Below are 23561 nucleotides of genomic sequence, written 5' to 3'. Positions count from 1 at the left end.
GAATTGGTTAAATTTATAGTTAGTTACCTTATAATTTAATTTAGTATGCATTCGAAATAATTTGCTCGAATAATTCCTGTCTGCCGCTTAAGGGCTGAGGTTCCCCACTTGCACGTGCAATTTTACTTAGATCTTCCAGAGACAATTCCCCGTTTTCGAACTTCGCTCCGTTTCCGCCGTCAAATGAACTGTAACGCTGTGTGCGTAATTTTCTGTAATCTGTATTTTGTAAAATATGATCGGCACAGATTAATCCTCTTGCAAAAACATCCATTCCTGAAATGTGCGCAATAAATTTGTCTTCCAAATCGATTGAATTTCTTCTCACTTTGGCATCAAAGTTTACGCCACCGCCCTGAATTCCGCCACCTTCCAGGATAACCAGCATTGCCTGGGTAACTTCCTGAAGATTAATCGGGAACTGATCAGTGTCCCAGCCATTTTGGTAATCACCTCTGTTGGCATCAATGCTTCCTAACATTCCGGCATCAACGGCAACCTGCAATTCATGCTCGAAAGAGTGTCCGGCAAGCGTTGCATGGTTCACTTCAAGATTTAATTTGAAATCGTTTTGAAGTCCGTATTTATGAATGAACCCTAATGAAGTCGCCGCATCAAAATCATATTGATGTTTGGTTGGTTCCATTGGTTTTGGTTCGATTAAGAAGTTTCCTTTGAAACCTTCTTTACGGGCATAATCTTTACACGTGTTTAAAAACCTTCCTAAATGGTCCAGTTCTCTTTTCATGTCTGTATTTAAAAGGCTCATGTATCCTTCACGGCCTCCCCAGAAAACATAATTTTCACCGCCTAAAGCAATGGTGGCATCAATAGCAATTTTTGCCTGAGCTCCTGCATACGCCAAAACATCAAAGTTTGGATTCGTTGCAGCACCATTCATGTAGCGGGGATTGCTGAATAAGTTGGAAGTTCCCCACAGCAATTTAATTCCGGATTCCTGTTGTTTTTGTTTGGCATACTCGACCATAGTCTGAATACGGATTTCAAATTCTGCCAGAGTCGGTGCATCATCCACGACATCCACATCATGAAAACAATAATAAGGCAAACCTAACTTGGTCATGAATTCAAAAGCAGCATCCATTTTGTCTTTCGCTCTTAGAATTGCATTTTCGTTTTTATCCCATGAAAAAGTTTCCGTCGAAGCTCCAAACGGATCGCCTCCTGTATTACACAGCGTATGCCAGTAAGCCATTGAAAAACGCAAATGCTCTTTTAATGTTTTACCTGCAACGACACGATTTTCATCGTACCATTTAAACGCTAACGGGTTATCACTTTCTCTACCTTCGAATTTAATCGTGTCTATGTTTTTGAAATAGGTTTGTTTTGTTGTGCTCATTATTGTTGTTCGATTTTAATGTGATTTTTCCATTCCTGATATAAATCCTGATATTGATTTGTCAGGATTTTATTGGGTTCAATTCGATCCAGACATTGCAATCCCTGAAAAGCTTCTTCCAGCGAACTGTAATATCCGTAACCGTAAGCAGCGCCTCTTGCGGCACCTTCAGCTCCTGAAGTATTGTATAATTCTAAAGTAGTTTGTGTCGTATTGGTAAAGATTTCCCTGAAAACCGGACTTAAGAAAAGGTTTGAATTTCCCGCTCTTACCACAGTTCCCGAAACCCCGACTTCTTTCATAACATCAAAACCGTAGTTCATGGCAAACACGATTCCTTCACAGGCCGCACGGACCAAATGAGAGGGCTGATGAATATTAAAGTTTAGATTCTGAATTCCCGAAGTCGCATTTTTATTATTAAAAATACGTTCCACGCCATTTCCGAAAGGGTAAAAACGTAGTCCGTTGCTACCGGCTTCCACTTTCGCTGCTTCAGCATTTAGTTTTTCGTAAGCGATCAGTTCGGTTTTGTCTACCGACATGATTTTTCGCAGCCACTGGTATAAAATTCCCGAACCGTTAATACACAACATTACACCGTTGCGTTTTTCGGTTTCTGAATTATTAACATGTAAAAAAGTATTGATTCTGTTTTGTTTGTCATAGGCATCCTGATCACTTACTGCGTATACAACTGCCGAAGTTCCGGCTGTTGTGGCTATTTCGCCGGGTTTCAAAACGTTAAGTGATAACGCATTGTTGGGCTGGTCTCCTGCACGATAGGTTATTTTTACAGCTGAATTCAATCCCAATTCCTCAGCAATTTCTGCATGAACAGTGGCCTGAATTCCGAAATTTGAAACAATTTCCGGAACAATTTCTTCCGATAATCCCATCTGGGACAGAATTTCAGTCGCCAGTTTTCCTTCTGAGAAGTTCCACAAAGCGGCTTCTGACAATCCGGAAGTACTGATTTGGGCTGTTTTTGATAATTTGGCAGCAATAAAATCACCGGGTAACATCATGTATTTTGCTTTCGCGAAAATTTCCGGCTGATAGTCTTTTACCCATTTTAGTTTTGAAGCGGTAAAATTTCCCGGGCTTCCTAAAATTTGTTGCTGGCAATTTTCAGCTCCAATCTGATCATAAATGGTATCCCCAATAATCGCCGCACGGCTATCGCACCAGATGATTGAAGAACGAACCGGATTTAAATTCTCATCGGTCAAAACCAATCCGTGCATTTGATAGGCAATACCGATTCCGGCAATCTTTTTTAAATCAATATTTGATTTTGAACCTAATTGCCTGATTCCGTCTTTTACATACGTCCACCAGGATTCCGGATCTTGTTCGGCCCATCCAAATTCCGGGGCAATAATTGGCATTTCAAAATCAGGAACGCTAACCGCTCCAATAGTTGCTCCTTTTTCCGGATCAAATACAGAGAGTTTTACAGATGAGCTTCCTAAATCAATTCCTAAAAATAACATCAGCTATATTTTATTTAATTAAAGAATTATTGTTGTTTTGCAAACTAATAGTCAAATTGAACTTATCTTATGGTAAATTTGACTACAAGTGTAAAACATTTTTTCTATATTAACAAAATATTAGATATTTTTTTTGGCTATTACGATTAATGCATAGTGATTTTTATCAATACACTAAAAAGGAATGCTAAAGTGAAATAAAAATTATTAAAAAAATATCGAATCAGCGATTTGACAATCAGACATTTAAGAATACTTAAATTAGAAAGAAAAAATCAGCAATAAAACAACCACCTGATTATCAGAAAATTGCTACGTTCAAAAAAATATAAAAGATTTATGGCGTCAATTATTCATTTTATTTATTTAATTTGTCAAAATTTAAAGTAGGTTATGGTTAAAAATGAGGATGATGATTCACTTTTGAAAAGCGAACAGACCGCGATGAATGCAATCACGATTGACTGTGTCATTTTTGGTTTTGACAAAGGAAGCCTGGAAGTACTTTTGGTACAACACGGGGAGGGAATCAGTAAAGGAAAATGGGGACTTCCGGGAGGATGGATCTATAAAAAGGAAAGTACCGATTCTGCTGCCCACCGTTTACTGAACGAACTTACCGGCCTTGACAACATCTACTTAGAACAATTGAAAGCTTTTGGGGATCCGGATCGTTTCCCGCTTCGACGTGTTATCACCATTGGCTATTATGCCTTGGTAAAACGAGAAGACTATAATATTAAAGCAGGTTTTACAGCTGCTGATGCCAAATGGTATAAAATAAACAGCATTCCCGACTTAATTTACGATCACAACGAAATTTTAGGCTACAGCCTGAAACACCTTCGCAACAGGGTTCGGCAGGCACCATTAGGATTCAATCTTCTTCCTGAAAAATTTACGTTACTGCAATTGATGCATCTTTACGAAGAAATTCTGGGTGTGGAAATGGACAAATCAAATTTCAGGCGTAAAATCCTTCATATGAAATTACTGGTGGCACTTGATGAAAAACAACAGGATGTTTCGCACCGGGCGGCAAAATTGTATAAATTTGACCCGGACATTTACAAGAAACTTACCGAAAAAGGATTTAATTTTGAGTTTTAAACCCTAGTCCCTGCCCAAAAATGACATTTTTATCTTCTAAAAATACTCCCGAAACCCTGTCAGAAATAAGAGAAGAAGGCGACACGGCTGTCATTGACGGAATTACGATCGATTGCGTAATCTTCGGATTTAACAAACAAAACCTCGAAGTACTTTTGGTACAACATGCAGAAGGAGAAAGCATCGGAAAATGGGGACTTCTCGGAGGCTGGATCAAAACAGAAGAAAGTACCGATCATGCCGCACACCGAATTGTATACGAATTAACCAATCTGGACCATCTTTATCTCGAGCAGTTAAAGGCTTTTACGGATCCGGAACGTGTAAGCTCCAAAAGGGTGATTACAATTGGCTATTATACTTTGCTAAACCGGGAAGACTATAATATCAAAGCAAGTTTAAAAGTAATTGAAGCGAAATGGTATAAAATCGCTGATATTCCGCATTTAATCTTTGACCACAATGAAATTTTAAAATTCAGTCTGATGCAATTGCGCAACAGAGTCCGTCAGGCTCCGATTGGTTTTAATCTTTTGCCTGAAAAGTTTACCTTATTGCAACTAATGCATCTTTACGAAGAAATATTAGGAGTAGAACTCGACAAGTCCAATTTTCGCCGAAAAATCCTGCACATGAAGTTACTCCTTGAACTCGAAGAAAAACAAAAAGCGGTTTCCCACAGGGCGGCCAAATTATATAAATTTGATCCCGAAGTTTACAAAAAGCTGACCGAAAAAGGATTCAATTTTGAATTTTAAAAACGATTTTGAATTGCAGTATCTAACATTCACTCATCTTCATTCCAGAATCCAAAACTTTCCGCTATCTTTGCGCCTTAATAACACGCTCTGCAGCAATTGCCCAAGCGTAAATTTATACCCGAAAAAATACTTAAAACTCGTATAGAGAATTGAAATAGAAAATGAAGAAGATACGTAACTTTTGCATTATTGCACACATTGACCACGGTAAAAGTACATTGGCAGACCGATTATTAGGTGCCACACAAACCGTTACAGCCCGTGAGGAAAAAGCACAATTGCTTGACAACATGGACCTGGAGCGTGAGCGTGGAATCACCATAAAAAGTCACGCCATTCAGATGGAATACACTTATAAAGGAGAGGAATACATCTTAAATTTAATTGATACTCCCGGTCACGTTGACTTTTCATACGAAGTTTCACGATCTATTGCTGCCTGCGAAGGTGCCCTTTTGATTGTTGATGCGGCACAAAGTATTCAGGCACAAACGATTTCAAATTTATATTTAGCTTTAGAAAATGACCTGGAAATTATTCCGGTTTTGAATAAAGTAGATTTACCAAGTGCCAATCCTGAAGAAGTGAGTGATGATATTATTGATTTGCTTGGCTGTAAATTAGAAGATATTATTCATGCTTCGGGAAAAACAGGTTTCGGTGTCGAAAACATCCTGGCCGCCATTATTGAAAAAATTCCGCCGCCAAAAGGAAATGTTGACGAACCCTTACAGGCACTGATTTTTGATTCACATTACAATCCGTTTCGTGGAATTGAAGTAATCTTCAGAGTTGTAAACGGGGAAATCAGAAAAGGGCAGAAAATTAAATTCATGGCCACCGGCAATGAGTATTTTGCTGATGAGGTTGGAACTTTAAAACTGAACCAGGTTCCTAAAAATGTTATTTCTACAGGTGATGTTGGTTATTTGATTTCCGGAATTAAAGAAGCCAAAGATGTAAAAGTTGGAGATACTCTAACGGATGCTAAAACGCCTACTACCAATATGATTACAGGTTTTGAGGATGTAAAACCAATGGTATTTGCCGGAATTTACCCTGTTGATACAGAAGACTATGAAGATTTGCGTTCTTCTATGGAAAAACTGCAGCTGAATGATGCTTCGTTAGTATTTACACCTGAAAGTTCTGCAGCGTTAGGATTTGGTTTCCGTTGCGGATTCTTAGGAATGCTCCACATGGAAATTATCCAGGAACGTTTAGAGCGTGAGTTTGATATGACTGTAATTACTACGGTTCCTAACGTTTCGTATCTGGCGTATACCAAAAAAGATCCTGAAACACCATTTGTGGTAAACAATCCTTCTGACTTACCGGAACCTTCTCGTTTAGACAGGGTTGAAGAACCGTATATTAAAGCAACGATCATTACAAAAGCTGATTTTGTTGGAAATGTAATGAGTCTTTGTATCGAAAAACGCGGCGTAATTACCAATCAAACGTACTTAACGACAGAAAGAGTTGAATTGAATTTTGATATGCCTTTAGCCGAGATTGTATTCGATTTTTACGATCGTCTGAAAACGGTATCTAAAGGATATGCTTCTTTTGACTACTCTCCAATCGGAATGAGAACTTCAAAATTAGTAAAACTGGATGTACTATTGAATGCTCAAACGGTTGATGCACTTTCTGCCTTGATTCACGAAGACAACGCCTACAACATCGGTAAAAAAATGACCGAGAAATTACGCGAGCTAATTCCGAGACAACAATTTGACATTCCGATTCAGGCGGCAATTGGTGCTAAAATCATTGCCCGTGAAACGATTAAAGCACTTCGTAAAGACGTTACCGCAAAATGTTACGGTGGGGATATCTCCCGTAAACGTAAACTTCTGGAGAAACAGAAAAAAGGTAAAAAACGTATGAGACAGGTAGGAAATGTTGAAATTCCTCAGGAAGCTTTTATGGCTGTTTTGAAATTGAATGATTAAGTTTTTTTAGAAAATAGAATAAAGAGGAAAGAATATAGATTGAACCCGATGACGAAAGTTGTCGGGTTTTTTGTTTTTTTTTTTAAAATCTATATAACAAATATTATATTCTAAAGGTATATTGTAGAGGCGTACAGCAGTGCGTCTTCCCCAAAGAATTTCGATAATAACATAAATCGTAGTCTTTTAATCAGGCGGACATAGATTGCGTAGACGCACTGCTGTGCGCCCCTACGATTAACGTTTTGGATATTTATTATATTGAATAAAACGCTGAAACTTATTAGAGGCACTGTTGTGCACCTCTACGAAAATGCAAATTTCGAATAATGTTTTTAACCCAAAAATCTGTCCTAATTTGGAACAGATTTTTTACTTCTCTAAACACGAACCTTTGTATCTTTGAATCATTGTAATCAGAAAAAAACTCAGAACCTCAGCCACTCAGAACCTTACTAACTCAAAAAAAACTCAGAACCTCTGTCTCTTTGAACCTTTGCACCTCAAAAAGAAAAAACCTCAGTAACTCAGCACCTTCAAAAGAAAAAAAATGGACGAAACCCCAAAACGATTTGACCGGATTGTCGCTATCCTGATTCAATTACAATCCAAGAAAATTGTAAAGGCACAGGAATTGGCGGATCGTTTTGAAGTTAGCTTACGAACGATTTATCGTGACATCCGAACTTTGGAAGCTTCGGGAGTTCCGATTTACAGTGAGGCGGGAGTGGGTTATGCTTTGATGGAAGGCTATAGATTACCTCCGGTTATGTTTACGCGCGAAGAAGTAGGAAGTTTTATTGCTGCCGAGAAACTGATGCAGAAATTTACCGATCCGGCCCTTGGATCGCATTATGCATCGGCGATGTACAAATTGAAATCGGTTTTGAGAGGTACCGATAAGGACTGGCTTTCGAACATCGAATCAAGAGTCGTTATGCAAACTGCTGAACCACTGTTTCATGATAAATCACCCAATACGCTGTCGGTTTTGTTTGAAAGTATTGCAGAGAAAAAACAAATCATTTTATGTTACAAAACGGCAGAAGCCGAAGAACCCACTAACAGAAACATTGAACCAGTGGGCGTTTTTCACGATCATAACAACTGGTATTTCCTGGGGTATTGCCATTTGCGAAAGGACTATCGCCAATTTCGAACCGACAGAATTCAGGGCATTAAAAAAACCGAATGTGATTTTACAATTGAACATGATTCTCTCGAGACTTATTTAAATAAAAATGAAACCATTCCGACCACCAAAGTCAGAATCCTGATTGAGAAAAAAATTTCCCGATACCTGGAGTTTGAAAAAAAATACCACGGTTTTGTCTCCGAAAAAGAAATTGACGGACAAATCGAAATGACCTTTATGTGCCGCGATATCGAAAGTGGTTTCCCGCGCTGGTTTTTAATGTTTGGAGACTACGCTACAATTCTGGAGCCGGACAGCCTTAAAGTCAGGACTTTAGAATTACTTGACACCAACAGACAAAGACTTTTATAAAAAAACTCCTTAAAGGGAATGCTATATTCATCTTCAGGAGTTTTTTTAATTGGCCAATCTTCAGAAATGTTATCTTTCCCAGAAAAAAGGAGGTTCAATGCCTAATGCTCTTAAATACACATATCCTTGTCCGCGGTGGTGTATTTCGTTATCTATAAAATACAGGATATTCTGGATAACCGGAAATTCATATTGTCCGAAAAGATTAAACGATTCATTAAAATCTTCAATCGATAATTTTTCCCAATACTGATTAATTTCTGAAGTGGCTTCATCCCATTTTTCCAGGTATTGTGCTTTAAAAATCAGTTTATTTGATTCCTCTGCGAAGCCTTTCACTTCTTTATTGACAATTCCTTTTAAGCCCGGAACCGCAATCGCTAAAAGTTCATCGGTTAATTTGGCAAAGGTTCTCATACCTCCTATCGAAAATTCAAAGAAATCTTTTTCAGGAAAAAGTTCAATTACTCGACGGGTCAGTGCGCGGTGTCCCTGCCAGTGTTTCAACAAATCTTCGGGAGTAATTACTTGTGCTGCTAATGTTTTCATGGTTTTAAAGTTTTAATTATTTAATACTTCAAAATTATGGAGGGCCGGTGACAACAGTTTGTCAGCAGGAAAAAATAATTTATTTTTCATATTAAACCCGACAGGTTTTGGAAACCTGTCGGGTTTAATTGAAGACATGAAGATTGGTAAAACAAAGCATTTCCATTAAAATTAGACAAAACCTTTACATCTTTGTACCTTTGCACCTTAAAAACTTTTCACATTAAAGAAAATGATCGAAGATAAAAATCCACAACGTACCAGTATAGCGCAATTAGGCGAATTTGGCCTGATTGAACATTTAACCAAAAACTTTGATGTTACCCAGGAATCTACTTTGAAAAGTATTGGAGATGATGCAGCTGTTCTTGATTTTAAAGACAAAAAAGTAGTTGTTTCTACCGATTTGCTGATTGAAGGCGTACATTTTGACCTGGCCTATATGCCGCTTAAACATTTAGGATATAAATCTGTTGTTGTAAATATATCTGACATTTGCGCGATGAATGCGCGACCAACTCAAATAACGGTCTCTGTGGCTGTTTCTAATCGTTTTCCACTGGAAGCCTTAGAAGAATTATTTGAAGGGATTACGCACGCTGCAAAAGAATACAAAGTGGATGTTATTGGCGGAGACACTACCTCATCACAAAAAGGACTGATAATTAGCATTACGGCAATTGGAGAAGCTAATGAAGAAGAGCTTGTTTACCGAAACGGTGCCAAGCAAACCGATTTACTGGTGGTTACCGGAGATATCGGTGCCGCGTATATGGGATTACAGGTTTTGGAGCGTGAAAAACAGGTTTTTCAGGTTAACCCAAACAGCCAGCCGGATCTGGATATGTATAGCTATCTGATCGAGCGTCAGCTAAAACCTGAGGCGCGAAAAGATGTCCGTACTCTATTACATGCCCTTGAAATCAAGCCGACTTCTATGATTGACATTTCGGACGGATTATCCTCTGAAATTATTCATTTGTGCAAACAGTCCAAAGTGGGTTGTAATTTATACGAAGATAAACTTCCGTTAGATCCGCAATTTATTTCGACTTGTGAAGAATTCAATATTGACAGTACTACGGTTGCTATTAATGGCGGTGAAGATTACGAATTGTTATTTACAATCGACATTAATGATTTCGATAAAATAAAAGGAAATCCAAATTTCTCGGTTATTGGTCATATGGCAGATGAAAGTGAAGGCATTCATCTGGTGACTCGCGCGAATACGAAAATTGCCTTAAAAGCCCGTGGCTGGGATGCTTTAAGTGAATAAAAATTAAAAAATATCAAATAAAAAATTCCAAATTCCAATGCATCACGTTATTGGAATTTGGAATTTTTTTTATTGGAATTTCAGGCTAGAAAAGCGATTTACTTTTAGCTTCCTTCACCAGATCCTCGTCTGATCCGGATTTTATTTTGAGCAGTTCTTTTAAATTGGCTCTTCTTTTTTCTATGGCATTTAAAGAAATGGGAATGTACTGCGGCATATCGGCCACGGGAGTTCCTTTCGATAAATGAAACAGAATCTGTTTGTCAAATTCATCAATTTCTATCGAATTATGAGGCGCCTGGCTCAACATCTTCTGAACCGACTGGCTATAATATTTTTCATTTTTCATTACCCTGTCGAATGCAAACAGCAATTCATCAAAAGTCAGATCATTTTTGATAATTAAACCATTGGGGCTAATGGTCCTGATTATTGTTTTAATTTTGAGCAATTCGGTATACATCGTTAGTAAAACGATTTTACAGCCGGGCATTTTTTTTGAGATTAATTTGGCGAGATCTTCTCCCGAAAAAATATCTTTTTCTTCGTAGGAAGGCATACTGATATCTAAAAAAGCAACATCAAAATTTGGTGCTGCCTCATCCTGTATCAAATCGTATCCTGACCTGCAATCGTAGGCCTGTGAAATAACAAATTCGTATTGTTTGGTATTATAACGCGTGATCGCATTTTTGTATCCTTCAATAATAAAAGGATGATCATCGACAATTAATATGTTTTGCTTAATTAATTGTGAAACTAAAGTGTTGGGGTCAGCTGTCATTTCTTGTGTAGGTTAATTTTTTGATCTATGGGTATTTTTACCAAAAGAAGGGTTCCTTCTCCTTTGGCAGATTTTATGGTTACGGATCCCTTACATTCTGCAGCTCTGTATTCGATATTATGCAATCCAATCCCGTTTTTTGTCCTTTGCGGATTAAATCCAACTCCGTCATCAAAGACAGATAATATCAAATAATTTATTTCACTTTTAAATTCAACTGTAATTGTCTTTGCTTTTGCATACTTATTACAATTCTGCAACGCTTCCTGAACAATCCTGTATAAATTAATCTTCACTGCATTGCTGACCAGTTCCCATTTGATTTGGGAATCGAAAGCAGTAATGAGTCTGGAAGGATAGGTGTTTTGTTGATTATCAAACAATTTGTTCAGAATCAAAACAAAATTATTAATTAATTCTGATTTTTCCCTATTTAAGTCATGCGAAATTTCGCGTATATCCTCCTCGATGTTTTTAAGTTCTGTTAAATATTTTTTCCTTTTCAGGGCTGCTTCCGCTTCATCTATTTTATCTAAACTGTCCAGACTGATCCGTACCCCAAACATTCTTCCTAAAACACCGTCATGCAGTTCCTGCGCTACTTTTTTCTTTTCCCTGATACGGGTCATTTCGATATCGTTCTGCTGGGAGATCATCAAATTATAAATATCCTCATTTGCTATCTGCTGTTGTTGCTTAAAAATTAACTCCCTGTTTTTGGCCTGCTGGGTTTTGTAGACGTAAAAGAACAGCCCCACCAATGTACAAATACTAAAAACATAGACTAATGTTTTATTCTTTTCCTGCAGATTCGAGTTTTGGTCTTTTATTTCACTGGTTTCATATTCAATGCGTGAGAATTTTTCGCCCATATTCCGCTCTGCTTTCAGCATTTTATCGTTGAGCTGAATGTATTCCCGTGAATAAGCAGAAGCGTTTACAGGATCGACAACGGCAATTTGTTTGAGAGCTTCTAATATGTTTCTTATCTTGTTTGAATTTTTAGATAAAGCTAATGCCTGTTTTGAATACTGAATTGCCTTGAAAGTATCTTTCTTAAATGCATAATATTCCGATAAATGTATTTTATTCAATATCACACCTGATTTTAATCCCAGACTGTCTCTTATTTTCAAAGCCTCAAAGAATTGTTTCGGCAGCCCGTCAGACTGCTTTAATTTAAATTTAGAATACGCTAAATTATCCAGTACAATAGCATACAAAGTCGTATTTTCTTCGAATAAATTTTTTTGGTTTAAGCTTTGCTGAAAATATAATTTGGCTTTACTGTAATTTTGCATCCTTAAATAAACAAATCCTATATTGTTTAATGACGTAGCCTCTAACTGGAAATCGGCCGGGATGGATTTGTCTGCCAGCGTATTTAAAGCCATCTCGTGTAATTCCAGCGCCTTGCCATATTCCTCTTGTTCATTGTATAAGATGCCAAGTAAATTATAACAGTCGTAAAGTACATCATTGACATTATTTTCCTTTTTTAAAATACGAAGTGCTTTAAAAACACTGATTTCACTCTCGAAGTAATCCCCTCCGTTATATTGAAGATTTGCTTTATCGAGAAAGGTTTTTGCTAAATTAGTCCGGTCATTGATCTTCAGGTAAATTTTTTCAGCTTTAAAATAATTCAGAAACGAACTGTCTGATATCGATTGGGATCTGTAGTAGTCTCCTAAATAGCTATAGGATTTAGCCATATGGATGGAATCCCTGGAATTCGTCGCTCTTTCTAAAATTAATTTTGTGGTTTGGAGATACGATTTCCAATCGTTCATATTATAATACCGATTGGCGACTTTGAAAAGATTTACTTTATTTATAGAATCGTCTTTCTGTTCTAAAATAGTGTTCAGCGCTTTTTTATTGTATTGCTGCCTGTACTTAAAAGGCAGATTTATATCACTTGCTAATGACAAATACGTAGCGAGGCTATCTTTCGACAAGCTTACATTTTTATCTTTTTGATTTTTTTTGGTACAACCAGAAAAAACAATACATAAAAAGAATAATATTAAATAGTTATTTTTCAACAGCTTTCTTGAGTTTTACCAAAAATAGTAAAACTAAAGGCTAAAAAAAAGGCTGTCAAAAAAATGACAGCCTTTTCTTAAATTTTTAACTTTTATGTACTTAATCTAATTTCACGTTCATTCTTAGAGACTGACCATCAGTACTTAAGCTATTTGAGTGATTGTAATTCAAATCTGCGTGACTTGTACTTCCTGTATAATCGTGTTTTTGTCTTCCGTCTCTTGTACCAACCTGACCATCAATTGGCGTTATGATACTGGATTGGTTATTTGCAATATCCTTTGTAATATCAGGAGTCGTAAAAGAAGTTGCTACCATTACTAAAGAAAATAATCCGATTGTTAAAGCTGCTTTTTTCATGTTTTTGAGGTTTTTGTTTGTGATTTTTATTTGGGGGCATCTGACTGCTTTGCTGCAATCACGGGGACAAATCTACGTTGAGAACCTAAAAATATTGTACGAAAAAATCAGTTTGTGGTAGAACATACCCAATTGATAGTCAATGAGCCTCAATTGTATGTAATTACTTAGTTTTTAGACTTCTAAGTAATTACCTGCAGAAAAATTAGCAATGATTAAGTCTATATTTGATTTGTAGGTTTTTGAGAAAGGAATTTTTTTGGAAGAGTTTTTAATGTAACAAACTGAGTTTCCGTTATGAATACGTGCTACATAATTTCGGTTAATGATGTAACTGTTATGAATTCGGAAAAAAGGATACGAAAGCACATTCTCAAAATATTTGAGTGTTTTAAAAGCCGTAACCATTTCACCTGACTTAAGATAAATATCGGTTGAATTATTATCGGCCTGAAAATAACTGATATCAGCTGCATTTAGATAGCGGTAGTCGCCATACGATTTGATACAGATAATCAATGGTTTTTCGGTATCGGGAGTGCTTTTAACAAAGGGAACGGCAGCAGTGCTACAGTCGTCTCCCCGTTTGGCAAATGGTGTCTCCGGAACTATCTTATCTAATTTCAGAATAGTCTTAAGCAAATCTGTTTCCAGAACGGGTTTCAGTAAATAATCAAAAACACCATACTGAATCGCATCGTAAGCCAATTCTTTTTTTAAGGTCGTAACAATTATTTTCGGCATAATCGACAAATACCGATACAGTTCATTGATGAAAGAAAGCGATAAATCACCCGATGTTTTTTTGGGATCAATTTCTAAAAAAACAAGTGAAGGCTGGTACTTTAAAATCAAAGTTAATCCCTGTTGACAGTCCGCAGCTGCTGCCACAAAAGTTAATTCTGAAAAACCTTCTGCAACAGTTTTAGTGTTCAGGCTGCTTTCGGCATCATCATCAATAATAATATACGAATACTTTTTCAATATTGAAATGTCTTGATTTTATCTGTCCCTAAAATTACGAATAACAACTTATTTAAAAATTGAATTGTTGATACATTCCCCGCAAATGTTAACATAAAAAACAAAGCATGAAAATACCCGGCTGAACAATGGCCTAAATTAAAAAAATCCCAAACTCCTAAGCCGGAATTTGGGATTATTTGCATTTTTATTTGAAATTACATTTTCATTAACCAATTTTTCATCGAAACTTCATTTTCGATAATATCTTTCAGTTCCGCAATTTTTACACGATCCTGTTTCATGGTATCTCTATGACGAATGGTTACGGTTTCGTCTTCGATGGTCTGATGGTCTACTGTAATACAGAATGGAGTCCCTAAAGCATCCTGTCTTCTGTAACGACGGCCTACTGCATCTTTTTCATCGTAAGCCACATTGAAATCCCATTTTAAATCGTCTATGATTTTTTTAGCGATATCCGGCAATCCGTCCTTTTTAACCAATGGTAAAATAGCTGCTTTTGTTGGCGCTAAAACCGAAGGTAATTTCAGAACGGTTCGTGTTGATCCGTCTTCCAGGGTTTCTTCTTGTAATGAAGTAGCGAAAACAGCCAGGAACATACGGTCTAAACCAACTGAAGTTTCCACTACATATGGCACATAGTTTTCATTCAATTCCGGATCAAAATATTGTAATTTTCTACCCGAATATTGTTCGTGTGCTTTTAAGTCAAAATCGGTACGGGAGTGAATTCCTTCTAATTCCTTAAATCCGAATGGGAAGTTAAATTCAATATCGGCAGCTGCATTTGCGTAATGCGCTAATTTTTCGTGATCATGAAAACGGTAATTTTCTTTCCCTAATCCTAAAGATAAGTGCCAGTTTAAACGTGTTTCTTTCCAGTGGTGATACCATTTCATTTCTTCACCCGGGCGCACGAAAAACTGCATTTCCATTTGTTCGAATTCACGCATACGGAAAATAAATTGTCTGGCAACGATTTCGTTTCTGAAGGCTTTACCTGTTTGAGCAATTCCAAAAGGAATCTTCATACGTCCTGATTTCTGAACGTTCAGGAAATTCAAAAAAATACCCTGAGCTGTTTCCGGACGCAAATATAAATCCATTGCAGAATCTGCAGAAGCACCTAATTTCGTTCCGAACATTAAATTGAATTGCTTCACATCTGTCCAGTTTCTTGAACCAGTTTCAGGATCAGCAATTTCTAATTCTTCGATCAGAGCCTTTACATCCTGAAGATCATCCGTCATTCCTTTTGCAAGCCTTGATAAAATTTCTTTGTACTTTGAAAGATATTCTCCAACGCGGGCATTTGTGGCAACAAATTCTTCTTCATTAAATGCATCTCCAAAACGAGCTCTCGCTTTTTCGATTTCTTTTTGAGCTTTTTGATTGATCTTTTCAGCATGATCTTCTACTAAAACATCGGCTCTGTATCTTTTTTTCGAATCTTTATTATCAATTAACGGATCATTGAAGGCATCAACGTGGCCTGAAGCTTTCCAGGTAGTCGGATGCATTAATATTGCCGCATCAAGGCCGACAATATTTTCATTCATCTGAACCATTGATTTCCACCAATATTCACGGATATTCTTTTTTAACTCGACGCCATTTTGTGCGTAATCATACACTGCACTCAATCCATCGTATACTTCGCTTGACGGAAAAATAAATCCGTACTCTTTTGCGTGCGAAACCACATTCTTAAATATATCTTCTTGTTTTGCCATAGTGATGCAAAAATATAAAAAGTACGTTTAAAAAAAAGAAAAATAATAAAGATTGAAGCGTTGATTTCGTTATTTTTGTAACTAAATTCTTTCTATTTGTGTTTAATTATATTCTTGACCTGTTTTTTCCTAAAGTTTGTGCCGGATGCCATGCTGTTTTAATGACTTATGAAAGTGTATTGTGCAGTACATGTCGGCACGAAATGCCTTTGACCCAATATCATCTGGATCCTAAAAATGAAGCCGTCAAAAAGTTTTACGGGAAAATTGACATTGAGCATGCATCTGCCTTTTTATATTTTAATAAAAAAGGAATTGTCCAGGAACTCATTCATAACCTAAAATACAAAGGACGGGAAGAAATCGGAACTCTTTTGGGACATTGGTACGCAGAAGATTTGAAAAACCTGCAATTAGAATCCCCTTTTGATGTGATAATTCCGGTTCCGCTCCATAAAAGGAAATTCAGGGAAAGAGGTTATAACCAGGTCAGTACTTTTGGAAAAGCTTTAGCGGAAAATTTAAACATTCCTTATAATGACGCTGTTTTATATCGAAAAATATATTCAAAAACACAATCAAAAAAGAATCTGCTAGGAAGATCGGAAAATATAGAAAACATATTTGATGTCATTTCATCAGAAGAAAATCACAATAAACATTTTTTAATTGTTGATGATGTCCTGACTACGGGAGCCACACTGGAAGCCTGTTCCCGCGCCCTTTTAAAAATTCCGGGAGCTAAGATCAGTATTGTCTGTATGGCAATGGCGCACTAAATATAAATTTGAGTAAGATATTTTTTCGCTTTTACAAATCCATATCATCCTGAGCGGAGTCGAAGGGCATCCTGAGCGGAGTCGAAGGCTTTTTTGACATGAAAAGGGCTTCGACTCCGCTCAGCCTGACAATGATTTTGAATTACACCCAGGAAGTTAGTAATTAGTTTATTACTATTTTCTTCACCGTTTTTCGGTTACCGTCCATAACGCTTACCAGATATATTCCTGAAGAAACATTGGAAAGCTGAATATTTTCATTAAAATCAGCTGAAGGCTCAAAAGCTTTTGTGTACACGGTTCTTCCCAGAATATCAGAGACTACCACTTTAACCCCTGAAGCAGATTCCGGTGAAAACTGAATCGTAAAACTTCCTTTATTTGGATTTGGAAAAAGAGCAAAATCAATAGCCGTTGCTGCCTCATCGGTTCCTAATGTAAATCTTTGAGCCTGAATGGTAATCGATGCCGAGTTTATCGTTCCCTTTTGTCCGGCATCAATATCACGAACCATTAACGTCCAGTCACCATAAGGATTTTCATTATTAAACGCACTTAATTTACCAGCCGGAAAAACCGTTTGCAATTCTGTTACTCCACATGAGATGGCACTTCCGGCATCATCATATTTTAAAGAAAGCGTGTTTGAGGCACTACCGCAACTTCCGTCAAACAATTTAACAACAGTTCCTGACGGACTCATGATACTGATCTCAACATCTGACAAATAAGTATGCGTAAAATTAATATTCAGATCTACATCACTAACAGCTGTTCCATCCGGAGCTGCAGTATTTTTTGCTGTTTTCTGAGTATCACCCATAGTTGCCGTAATGCTGTTTTTAGCTGTCGAAAAAGGCGCAGTTACCGTAATTATTCTTGTCGTATAAGTCAAATTTCCATCCGGAATTACAATTGGCGTACTGAAGGTGTAGGTATTTGAATTTGATGTCACGGTATAACCGATTGCAAACGCATTGCTGTTTACAGCGTAATAAATATTAGCCGTTGGTTCGATCAGCAGTCGACAGCTCGTCGCTTTAATGTCGGCAGGAACCGTAATGATTTCCGACCCGTCATTGGGTGTATTGGTTACTAATGTGGTTGGAAACGTTACACCACCATCTGTAGACAGTTTAATATTTACATTAGTAGAACCCGCCAGACTAGTGGTATTATTAACACTCCAGGAAATAGTCTGCTGGCTTCCGTTTGCCCAGCCAATATTGTCTGTATTTTGAGAAGTAACAGCAAAGGGGCCTGCATTGGCACTGACCACCACAGCCATTGCATCTGTTCTGGTCTGCGCTGTTCCCTGACGTGCATTGTCACGCCCTGTTAAAGTAAAATTCAAAGTCCTGGCAATATTCGAAACAGATTCCCAGGTAGAGGATAACTTATTTTGCAGCACCGCATCTAACTGCGGCATATATCGAACAGGTGAGCTAACCGGCAGAAAAGAACGGAACAAGGCTCCGTCAGGCTTTGTTGCATATGCTTTGCTGGTTTCACCGGATGTACTTGTGGCATTATCATTTTCTTCCCAGCAATAGGTTACTGTATCTCCTTCTGCATCAGAACCTGTTCCTTTTAGAACAAAGGCAGTACCTTTGGGAATGGTGTAATCCGCACCGGCACTGATGGTTGGGGGATTATTGGTCAAAGGCGTACTTACAGGGCAGCTCACACTGGAAAGTGTGTTTTGAATTTGTAAAATACTTACATACGCAAAATAATCATCAGAGTTTGTTTGCACATCATAACCCTCCGAAATTCCGGCGTATCCCATAATTGTAGAACCGCTGCCGGGCTCCACATTTACATTTGTTCGCTCACCGGAATCAAACGAAAAAGTATGATTGGCTCCTAATTGATGTCCAAATTCGTGAATCACGAAATCAATATCAAAAGTATCTCCTTCAGGTTTCCCATTAGAGGGTGACGTGTAACCACTTCCTTTTCCTGCCGGCTCAGAGCTTGTCGGATTGACACAAATACAACCTACACATCCTGCATTTCCTCCTCCGCCTGAAGCGCCGAATAAATGTCCGATATCATAAGCACTATTTCCGATAACATTGGTCAAAGTAGTCTGAACTTCATCATTCCACGCACCGTCTGTTCCTTCGGAAGCATTGGAATACGGGTCAGTAACCGCATTGGTATAAATTAAGGCATCATTGTTCGCAATCAACTCTAATTTAATTGCAAGATCTCTGTTAAAAATTCCATTAACTCTTGTTAGTGTGGCATTCATTGCAGCCAGTGCCCCTGCTTTAGTTCCTCCAAAATAAGATGTATATTCTCCTGTACAGGACAGGGCCAGTCTCAAAGTTTTAAAAACTTTATTGTTGGCGGTTTCTTTTGAAGCCAGCGTATTTTTTGCTGTTTTCTGATTGCCTGAAAGTTCTTTTGTAGAACAATTTAATCTGGCTTTCCCAAGAGTGCTTTTAGAAGCAAAAACAACATACTGGGCTTTATCGTCAGGATTGCTTTCTATAAATTCGGGACTTTTATCTGTGCGCAGTACCATGGACTGTAATCCAGCCGGCGAAAGGCTAAAATGAATTTTTGCCGATTTATCGTCAATTCCTGCTCCTTCATACGCTCTGATGTCCGGGTATTTTGCCTGTAATTCAGGATCAAAATTAGAAGATTCCCAAACGGTAAAACGTTCTAAAACTCCGTCTTCATTTGGAAAAGTAATTTGCGAGGTAGTACTTTTTGATTGTTTGGCTGTTGCAGCCGAAAGTTTTTCTTTCAGTACATCTGCGTTTAATTTAAAATACACCTTTTCTGAATCCTCAGCCGTCACTTTTTTATTGAAAACAGACGTTGCGTTCACTTTTTGCCACAAAGCATCGTTTTGAGCATTCATATTGGCACAAGAGAAAATAATTGCTATAAAAAGTAATAGTTTTTTCATAAATTCAGTGGTATTTTAAACCACCAAAAATAAACGAATTAAATTAAATTCTTACATATGTCAGACAATTAATTGCTTTTCATCGACGAGTGGCGTGTTTTTAACAAAAAGAAACCAAATTTCATTAAAAAATCAATTCAGCTGAGCATCAATTTTAAAATAGATAGTATAAATTTGCACCATCTTAAATAATTTGCTTTGAAGCTTTTTCATTCTATAAACGATTTTCGGTCAACCAAGAAAACTATTTTAACTCTTGGCACCTTTGATGGTGTGCATATTGGCCATAAAAAAATTCTGGAACGAATTACGCAAAACACTGAAAACGGTAAATACGAAAGCTTAGTCCTGACTTTTTTTCCGCACCCCAGAATGGTCCTTCAGGAAAAATCGGAAATAAAACTTTTAAATACGATTTCCGAAAAAACAAAACTTCTGGAAGAAACGGGAATTGAAAACCTTGTAATTCATCCGTTTGACGAAAGCTTTTCAAGATTAACGGCCGAAGAGTTTGTGCATTCTATTTTGGTAGATCAGTTTCATATTCAGAAAATAATTATTGGTCACGATCATCGTTTTGGCAGAAACAGAACGGCTGACATTAATGATTTAATTGCTTTTGGAAAAGAATATGGTTTTGAAGTGGAGCAAATCTCAGCTCAGGAAATTCAGGATGTTTCTGTAAGTTCTACTAAAATCAGAAAAGCTCTAGACGAGGGAAACATTCCTCTTGCTACTGATTACTTAGGCTATTCTTATTTTCTAAGTGGTGAAGTTGTAAAAGGAAAACAACTCGGCAGAACTATAGGTTTTCCAACAGCCAACATTCAGATTGATGAAGACTATAAAAAAATTCCGAAAAACGGGGTTTATGTCGTTCGTACTTTTATCAATGAAAAAGAAGTTTTCGGAATGATGAATATCGGTTTTAATCCAACGGTCAACGGAGAAAAACAAACTATAGAAGTACATCTTTTTGATTTTGATGCTGATATTTACGGGCAGAAAATCGAAGTTTCTTTATTGGACTATCTTCGTGAAGAACAAAAATTCGCGTCTGTAGAATTGTTAAAAGAGCAACTAAACCACGACAAAAAAACAGCATTGGCTTTTATTGGCCAGCTTTAGAAAACTCCCTGTACTACTTTTTGCTGCTTTTAAATCATAATAGTTAATTTTTTAGTAAATTTGACATACAACACTGTTTGTCAATTGCTTACTATTAACTTCTTTAAAAATAACCATTATGAAACTACCTAAAGAAATCACCAACGGTTTTTTAATATTCCTTGGAATTGGCATTTATTTTTTATTGATGAATCTGTTAGGACTTGCCGATTTGTTTTACCTGCGTACCCTGAATGTATTTTTTATATTTTACGGCGTGAATAAAACCATGCGAATGAACCTTCAGGAAGGCGAGACCAATTTTGTGTCCAATGCCGTTTCTGCAATGGCAACTTCTGTAGTAGGTGTGGCATTAAGTGTTTTCGGACTGCTTGTTTACAGTTATGCAAGAGGTGGTGACGCATACGTAGAAAGCCTTTCCGAAACTTTTATGTTTGGAGGAAATCCTTCTGTACCTGCCTACTGTATTTGCTTATTGTTTGAAGGAGTTGCTTCATCGGTAATTGTAACTTTAATGATGATGTTGTACTGGAATAATAAATATGTAGCGGATTAGTTTTTCAAAATAAAACAAACAATTTAGCACTCTAAAATCATAAAAAAATATAATTCTATGGTTTTAGAGTGTTTCTTTTTTGAAAAAACCTGCTAAATATTCATTTACAGAATACATCATTGGTGGATTAGAACAATTTAACTACTTTTGAAGCATCAAAAAAATGTATCAATGAGCATTACAAAACACAACTGGACAAAAGACGAAATAATCGCCATATATAATAAACCTATGATGGACCTGCTTTATGAAGCAGCAACGATTCACAGAGAAAAACACGATCCGAACGTAGTACAGGTTTCTACGCTGTTATCAATCAAAACAGGAGGCTGTCCCGAAGATTGCGGTTATTGCCCGCAAGCTGCCCGATACAACACAGGTGTTGAAGGAAACGATTTAATGAGCGTAAGTCAGGTAAAAGCCCAGGCTTTGCGTGCAAAATCCAGCGGATCCTCACGTGTCTGCATGGGAGCTGCCTGGAGAAATGTAAAAGACGGAGAAGAATTTGATCAGGTTTTAGAGATGGTCCGTACCATTAATAAACTTGATATGGAAGTTTGCTGTACGCTGGGAATGATTACTGAAAACCAGGCACAGCGTCTTGCAGAAGCAGGTTTATATGCCTACAATCACAATTTAGATACTTCTGAAGATTATTATAAAGATGTAATTTCGACACGTGCTTTTGAAGACCGTTTAGAAACAATCGAAAACGTACGTAAAACCAATGTTACGGTTTGCAGCGGAGGAATTATCGGAATGGGAGAAAGCATCGAAGACAGAGCAGGAATGCTTGTGGCGCTTTCGACATTAAACCCACAACCGGAATCGGTGCCTATTAATGCATTGGTGGCTGTTGAAGGAACTCCTATGGAAGACGAAAAACCGGTTGAAATCTGGGAAATGATCCGTATGGTGGCTACCACAAGAATTGTGATGCCGGAAACACAGGTTCGTTTATCTGCCGGAAGAACCAATATGAGCCGTGAAGGACAGGCTATGTGCTTTTTTGCAGGAGCCAATTCTATTTTCGCCGGAGACAAATTACTTACTACTCCGAACCCGGATGTACACGAAGACATGAAAATGTTTGAGTTATTAGGATTGAATCCGCAGAAACCATTTACTAAGGTTTCACAGCCAAAAACGGTTGAAGCAGAAGATTCTCAATTCGCTCCGTTAGGAGAAAAACCGAGATGGTCGCGTCCCGGACACATCATTGAAAGAAATCTTGAAGCTTCGATTAAATCAAAAATTTAATTAAATGAGTTAATAACTCTCTCGAAATATTTTTAAATTGCTTATAACACAGAGTTATAAGCAATTTTTTTTTGAAGAGATGAAGTTAAAACAAATCGAAAGGGTAAAAAAAATCTCAAAAAATGATTTTATTTCCCAATATGTAAAAAACCAGATTCCCGTTGTTATTGAAGAGCTGACCGAAGACTGGCCGGCTTATCATAAATGGAAATTATCCTATATAAAAGAAATCGCCGGTACTACAATCGTTCCTTTATATGACAACAGACCCGTTAATCATGAAGATGGCTTTAATGAAGCCCATACTAAAATGAAAATGAACGATTACATTGATCTTTTAGAACAAAGACCTACCAACTACCGCATTTTTCTTTATAATTTAATGAAGCAGGTGCCCTCTTTGAACAATGACTTTTTATGGCCGGATATAGGCCTGAAATTAGTACGGCAGATGCCAATGTTGTTCTTTGGAGGACAGGATTCCAAAGTCTTTATGCATTATGATATTGATTATTCCAACATTTTACATTTTCATTTTCACGGAGAAAAACAATGTATGCTTTTTGCGCCGGAACAATCAAAATATATGTATAAAGTGCCACATGCCCTAATTTCAAGGGAAGACATCGATTTTGATAATCCTGATTACGAAAAATGGCCTGCACTTAAAAACGCGGAAGGCTATATTACTAATCTGAAACATGGTGAAATGTTGTATATGCCCGAAGGTTACTGGCATTACATGAAATACCTGACTCCCGGGTTTTCTATGAGCCTGCGTTCTTTCCCAAAAAACATCACCAATTTATCAAAGGCCTTTTATAATGTTTTTATTATGCGCCATTTTGATATTATGATGCGAAAATTCAAAGGTCAGAAATGGATTGATTACAAAAATGAAAAGGCAATCCGGAATACGCATCAAAATTTACAGCGGACTTTCTAAGCCACTATTAAAAAAGCAGTTTTACTTTTG

At 37.2% G+C, this 23561-nt stretch carries 19 protein-coding genes; 10 read left to right on the top strand and 9 right to left on the bottom strand.

Annotated elements, in window-relative coordinates; translation table 11 throughout:
* Window positions 1-40: 40 nt before the first annotated feature.
* Complete coding sequence (xylA, locus tag D0817_RS13945; RefSeq protein WP_127338993.1) at window positions 41-1363, bottom strand: xylose isomerase; 1323 nt, start codon at window positions 1361-1363, stop codon at window positions 41-43.
* The gene (locus D0817_RS13940) at window positions 1363-2859 is read right to left on the bottom strand and encodes a xylulokinase (RefSeq protein WP_127338992.1); all 1497 of its coding nucleotides are present in this window, start codon (window positions 2857-2859) and stop codon (window positions 1363-1365) included. Before D0817_RS13940 ends, xylA begins: the two co-directional genes overlap by 1 nt.
* 393 nt (window positions 2860-3252) lie before the next feature.
* Between D0817_RS13940 and D0817_RS13935 the strand changes: the two genes are divergently transcribed.
* The 4 genes from D0817_RS13935 (at window position 3253) to D0817_RS13920 (ending at window position 8195) form a co-directional block, all read left to right on the top strand.
* Window positions 3253-3969: an NUDIX hydrolase gene (locus D0817_RS13935; protein WP_127338991.1), complete on the top strand. Its 717-nt coding sequence runs from the start codon at window positions 3253-3255 to the stop codon at window positions 3967-3969.
* A 20-nt stretch (window positions 3970-3989) separates the two neighbouring features.
* Window positions 3990-4727 carry an NUDIX hydrolase gene (locus D0817_RS13930; protein WP_127338990.1) on the top strand — a complete coding sequence of 246 codons (738 nt, stop codon included), beginning with the start codon at window positions 3990-3992 and terminating at the stop codon, window positions 4725-4727.
* A gap of 164 nt (window positions 4728-4891) precedes the next feature.
* Window positions 4892-6688 (top strand): translation elongation factor 4, encoded by a 1797-nt coding sequence (gene lepA, locus D0817_RS13925; protein ID WP_127338989.1) that lies wholly within the window; start codon window positions 4892-4894, stop codon window positions 6686-6688.
* 550 nt (window positions 6689-7238) lie between these two features.
* Entirely contained in the window at window positions 7239-8195 is a 957-nt protein-coding gene (locus tag D0817_RS13920; RefSeq protein ID WP_127338988.1) for a helix-turn-helix transcriptional regulator, read from the top strand.
* 69 nt (window positions 8196-8264) lie between these two features.
* Here D0817_RS13920 and D0817_RS13915 read toward each other — a convergent pair whose 3' ends face one another.
* Entirely contained in the window at window positions 8265-8744 is a 480-nt protein-coding gene (locus D0817_RS13915; RefSeq protein ID WP_127338987.1) for a DinB family protein, read from the bottom strand.
* A 232-nt stretch (window positions 8745-8976) separates the two neighbouring features.
* Between D0817_RS13915 and thiL the strand changes: the two genes are divergently transcribed.
* Window positions 8977-10023: a thiamine-phosphate kinase gene (thiL, locus tag D0817_RS13910; RefSeq protein ID WP_127338986.1), complete on the top strand. Its 1047-nt coding sequence runs from the start codon at window positions 8977-8979 to the stop codon at window positions 10021-10023.
* Between the two features lie 85 nt (window positions 10024-10108).
* Here the strand turns inward: thiL and D0817_RS13905 are convergent, their stop codons facing one another.
* The 5 genes from D0817_RS13905 to D0817_RS13885 form a co-directional block, all read right to left on the bottom strand.
* Window positions 10109-10807 (bottom strand): response regulator, encoded by a 699-nt coding sequence (locus tag D0817_RS13905; RefSeq protein ID WP_127338985.1) that lies wholly within the window; start codon window positions 10805-10807, stop codon window positions 10109-10111.
* Window positions 10804-12768, bottom strand: a complete 1965-nt coding sequence (locus D0817_RS13900; RefSeq protein WP_306462215.1) for an ATP-binding protein — start codon at window positions 12766-12768, stop codon at window positions 10804-10806. Before D0817_RS13900 ends, D0817_RS13905 begins: the two co-directional genes overlap by 4 nt.
* A gap of 187 nt (window positions 12769-12955) precedes the next feature.
* Window positions 12956-13216 (bottom strand): hypothetical protein, encoded by a 261-nt coding sequence (locus tag D0817_RS13895; protein WP_127338983.1) that lies wholly within the window; start codon window positions 13214-13216, stop codon window positions 12956-12958.
* Window positions 13217-13390: 174 nt separating this feature from the next.
* Window positions 13391-14200 carry a LytR/AlgR family response regulator transcription factor gene (locus D0817_RS13890; protein WP_127338982.1) on the bottom strand — a complete coding sequence of 270 codons (810 nt, stop codon included), beginning with the start codon at window positions 14198-14200 and terminating at the stop codon, window positions 13391-13393.
* Window positions 14201-14397: 197 nt separating this feature from the next.
* Window positions 14398-15936, bottom strand: a complete 1539-nt coding sequence (locus tag D0817_RS13885) for a glycine--tRNA ligase (RefSeq protein ID WP_127338981.1) — start codon at window positions 15934-15936, stop codon at window positions 14398-14400.
* A 161-nt stretch (window positions 15937-16097) separates the two neighbouring features.
* Here D0817_RS13885 and D0817_RS13880 point away from each other — a divergent pair, with 161 nt between their 5' ends.
* Window positions 16098-16715 (top strand): ComF family protein, encoded by a 618-nt coding sequence (locus tag D0817_RS13880; protein WP_127339138.1) that lies wholly within the window; start codon window positions 16098-16100, stop codon window positions 16713-16715.
* Window positions 16716-16878: 163 nt separating this feature from the next.
* Here D0817_RS13880 and D0817_RS13875 read toward each other — a convergent pair whose 3' ends face one another.
* Window positions 16879-19641 (bottom strand): zinc-dependent metalloprotease, encoded by a 2763-nt coding sequence (locus D0817_RS13875; protein ID WP_127338980.1) that lies wholly within the window; start codon window positions 19639-19641, stop codon window positions 16879-16881.
* A 198-nt stretch (window positions 19642-19839) separates the two neighbouring features.
* Here D0817_RS13875 and D0817_RS13870 point away from each other — a divergent pair, with 198 nt between their 5' ends.
* From D0817_RS13870 to D0817_RS13855, 4 genes are all read left to right on the top strand, one after another.
* The gene (locus tag D0817_RS13870; RefSeq protein WP_127338979.1) at window positions 19840-20769 is read left to right on the top strand and encodes a bifunctional riboflavin kinase/FAD synthetase; all 930 of its coding nucleotides are present in this window, start codon (window positions 19840-19842) and stop codon (window positions 20767-20769) included.
* Window positions 20770-20887: 118 nt separating this feature from the next.
* Window positions 20888-21325 carry a hypothetical protein gene (locus D0817_RS13865; protein WP_127338978.1) on the top strand — a complete coding sequence of 146 codons (438 nt, stop codon included), beginning with the start codon at window positions 20888-20890 and terminating at the stop codon, window positions 21323-21325.
* 171 nt (window positions 21326-21496) lie between these two features.
* Window positions 21497-22585 (top strand): biotin synthase BioB, encoded by a 1089-nt coding sequence (gene bioB / locus D0817_RS13860; protein ID WP_127338977.1) that lies wholly within the window; start codon window positions 21497-21499, stop codon window positions 22583-22585.
* Between the two features lie 79 nt (window positions 22586-22664).
* Complete coding sequence (locus tag D0817_RS13855; protein ID WP_127338976.1) at window positions 22665-23531, top strand: cupin-like domain-containing protein; 867 nt, start codon at window positions 22665-22667, stop codon at window positions 23529-23531.
* Window positions 23532-23561 lie beyond the last annotated feature (30 nt).

This window comes from Flavobacterium cupreum (genome assembly GCF_003996965.1).
Classification (GTDB): Bacteria; Bacteroidota; Bacteroidia; order Flavobacteriales; family Flavobacteriaceae; genus Flavobacterium; species Flavobacterium cupreum.
The sequence above is the reverse complement of the archived record's forward strand: the minus strand, read 5'-3'. Positions and strand labels throughout refer to the sequence as shown.

What these genes read in the sequence shown, in the direction of transcription:
- D0817_RS13885 (WP_127338981.1), bottom strand. Translation starts at nt 15,936, where the DNA reads ATGGCAAAACAAGAAGATATATTTAAGAATGTGGTTTCGCACGCAAAA.
- D0817_RS13905 (WP_127338985.1), bottom strand. Translation starts at nt 10,807, where the DNA reads ATGACAGCTGACCCCAACACTTTAGTTTCACAATTAATTAAGCAAAAC.
- thiL (WP_127338986.1), top strand. Translation starts at nt 8,977, where the DNA reads ATGATCGAAGATAAAAATCCACAACGTACCAGTATAGCGCAATTAGGC.
- D0817_RS13920 (WP_127338988.1), top strand. Translation starts at nt 7,239, where the DNA reads ATGGACGAAACCCCAAAACGATTTGACCGGATTGTCGCTATCCTGATT.
- D0817_RS13940 (WP_127338992.1), bottom strand. Translation starts at nt 2,859, where the DNA reads ATGTTATTTTTAGGAATTGATTTAGGAAGCTCATCTGTAAAACTCTCT.
- D0817_RS13935 (WP_127338991.1), top strand. Translation starts at nt 3,253, where the DNA reads ATGGTTAAAAATGAGGATGATGATTCACTTTTGAAAAGCGAACAGACC.
- D0817_RS13880 (WP_127339138.1), top strand. Translation starts at nt 16,098, where the DNA reads ATGACTTATGAAAGTGTATTGTGCAGTACATGTCGGCACGAAATGCCT.
- D0817_RS13855 (WP_127338976.1), top strand. Translation starts at nt 22,665, where the DNA reads ATGAAGTTAAAACAAATCGAAAGGGTAAAAAAAATCTCAAAAAATGAT.
- D0817_RS13895 (WP_127338983.1), bottom strand. Translation starts at nt 13,216, where the DNA reads ATGAAAAAAGCAGCTTTAACAATCGGATTATTTTCTTTAGTAATGGTA.
- D0817_RS13930 (WP_127338990.1), top strand. Translation starts at nt 3,990, where the DNA reads ATGACATTTTTATCTTCTAAAAATACTCCCGAAACCCTGTCAGAAATA.
- D0817_RS13875 (WP_127338980.1), bottom strand. Translation starts at nt 19,641, where the DNA reads ATGAAAAAACTATTACTTTTTATAGCAATTATTTTCTCTTGTGCCAAT.
- D0817_RS13865 (WP_127338978.1), top strand. Translation starts at nt 20,888, where the DNA reads ATGAAACTACCTAAAGAAATCACCAACGGTTTTTTAATATTCCTTGGA.
- bioB (WP_127338977.1), top strand. Translation starts at nt 21,497, where the DNA reads ATGAGCATTACAAAACACAACTGGACAAAAGACGAAATAATCGCCATA.
- lepA (WP_127338989.1), top strand. Translation starts at nt 4,892, where the DNA reads ATGAAGAAGATACGTAACTTTTGCATTATTGCACACATTGACCACGGT.
- xylA (WP_127338993.1), bottom strand. Translation starts at nt 1,363, where the DNA reads ATGAGCACAACAAAACAAACCTATTTCAAAAACATAGACACGATTAAA.
- D0817_RS13915 (WP_127338987.1), bottom strand. Translation starts at nt 8,744, where the DNA reads ATGAAAACATTAGCAGCACAAGTAATTACTCCCGAAGATTTGTTGAAA.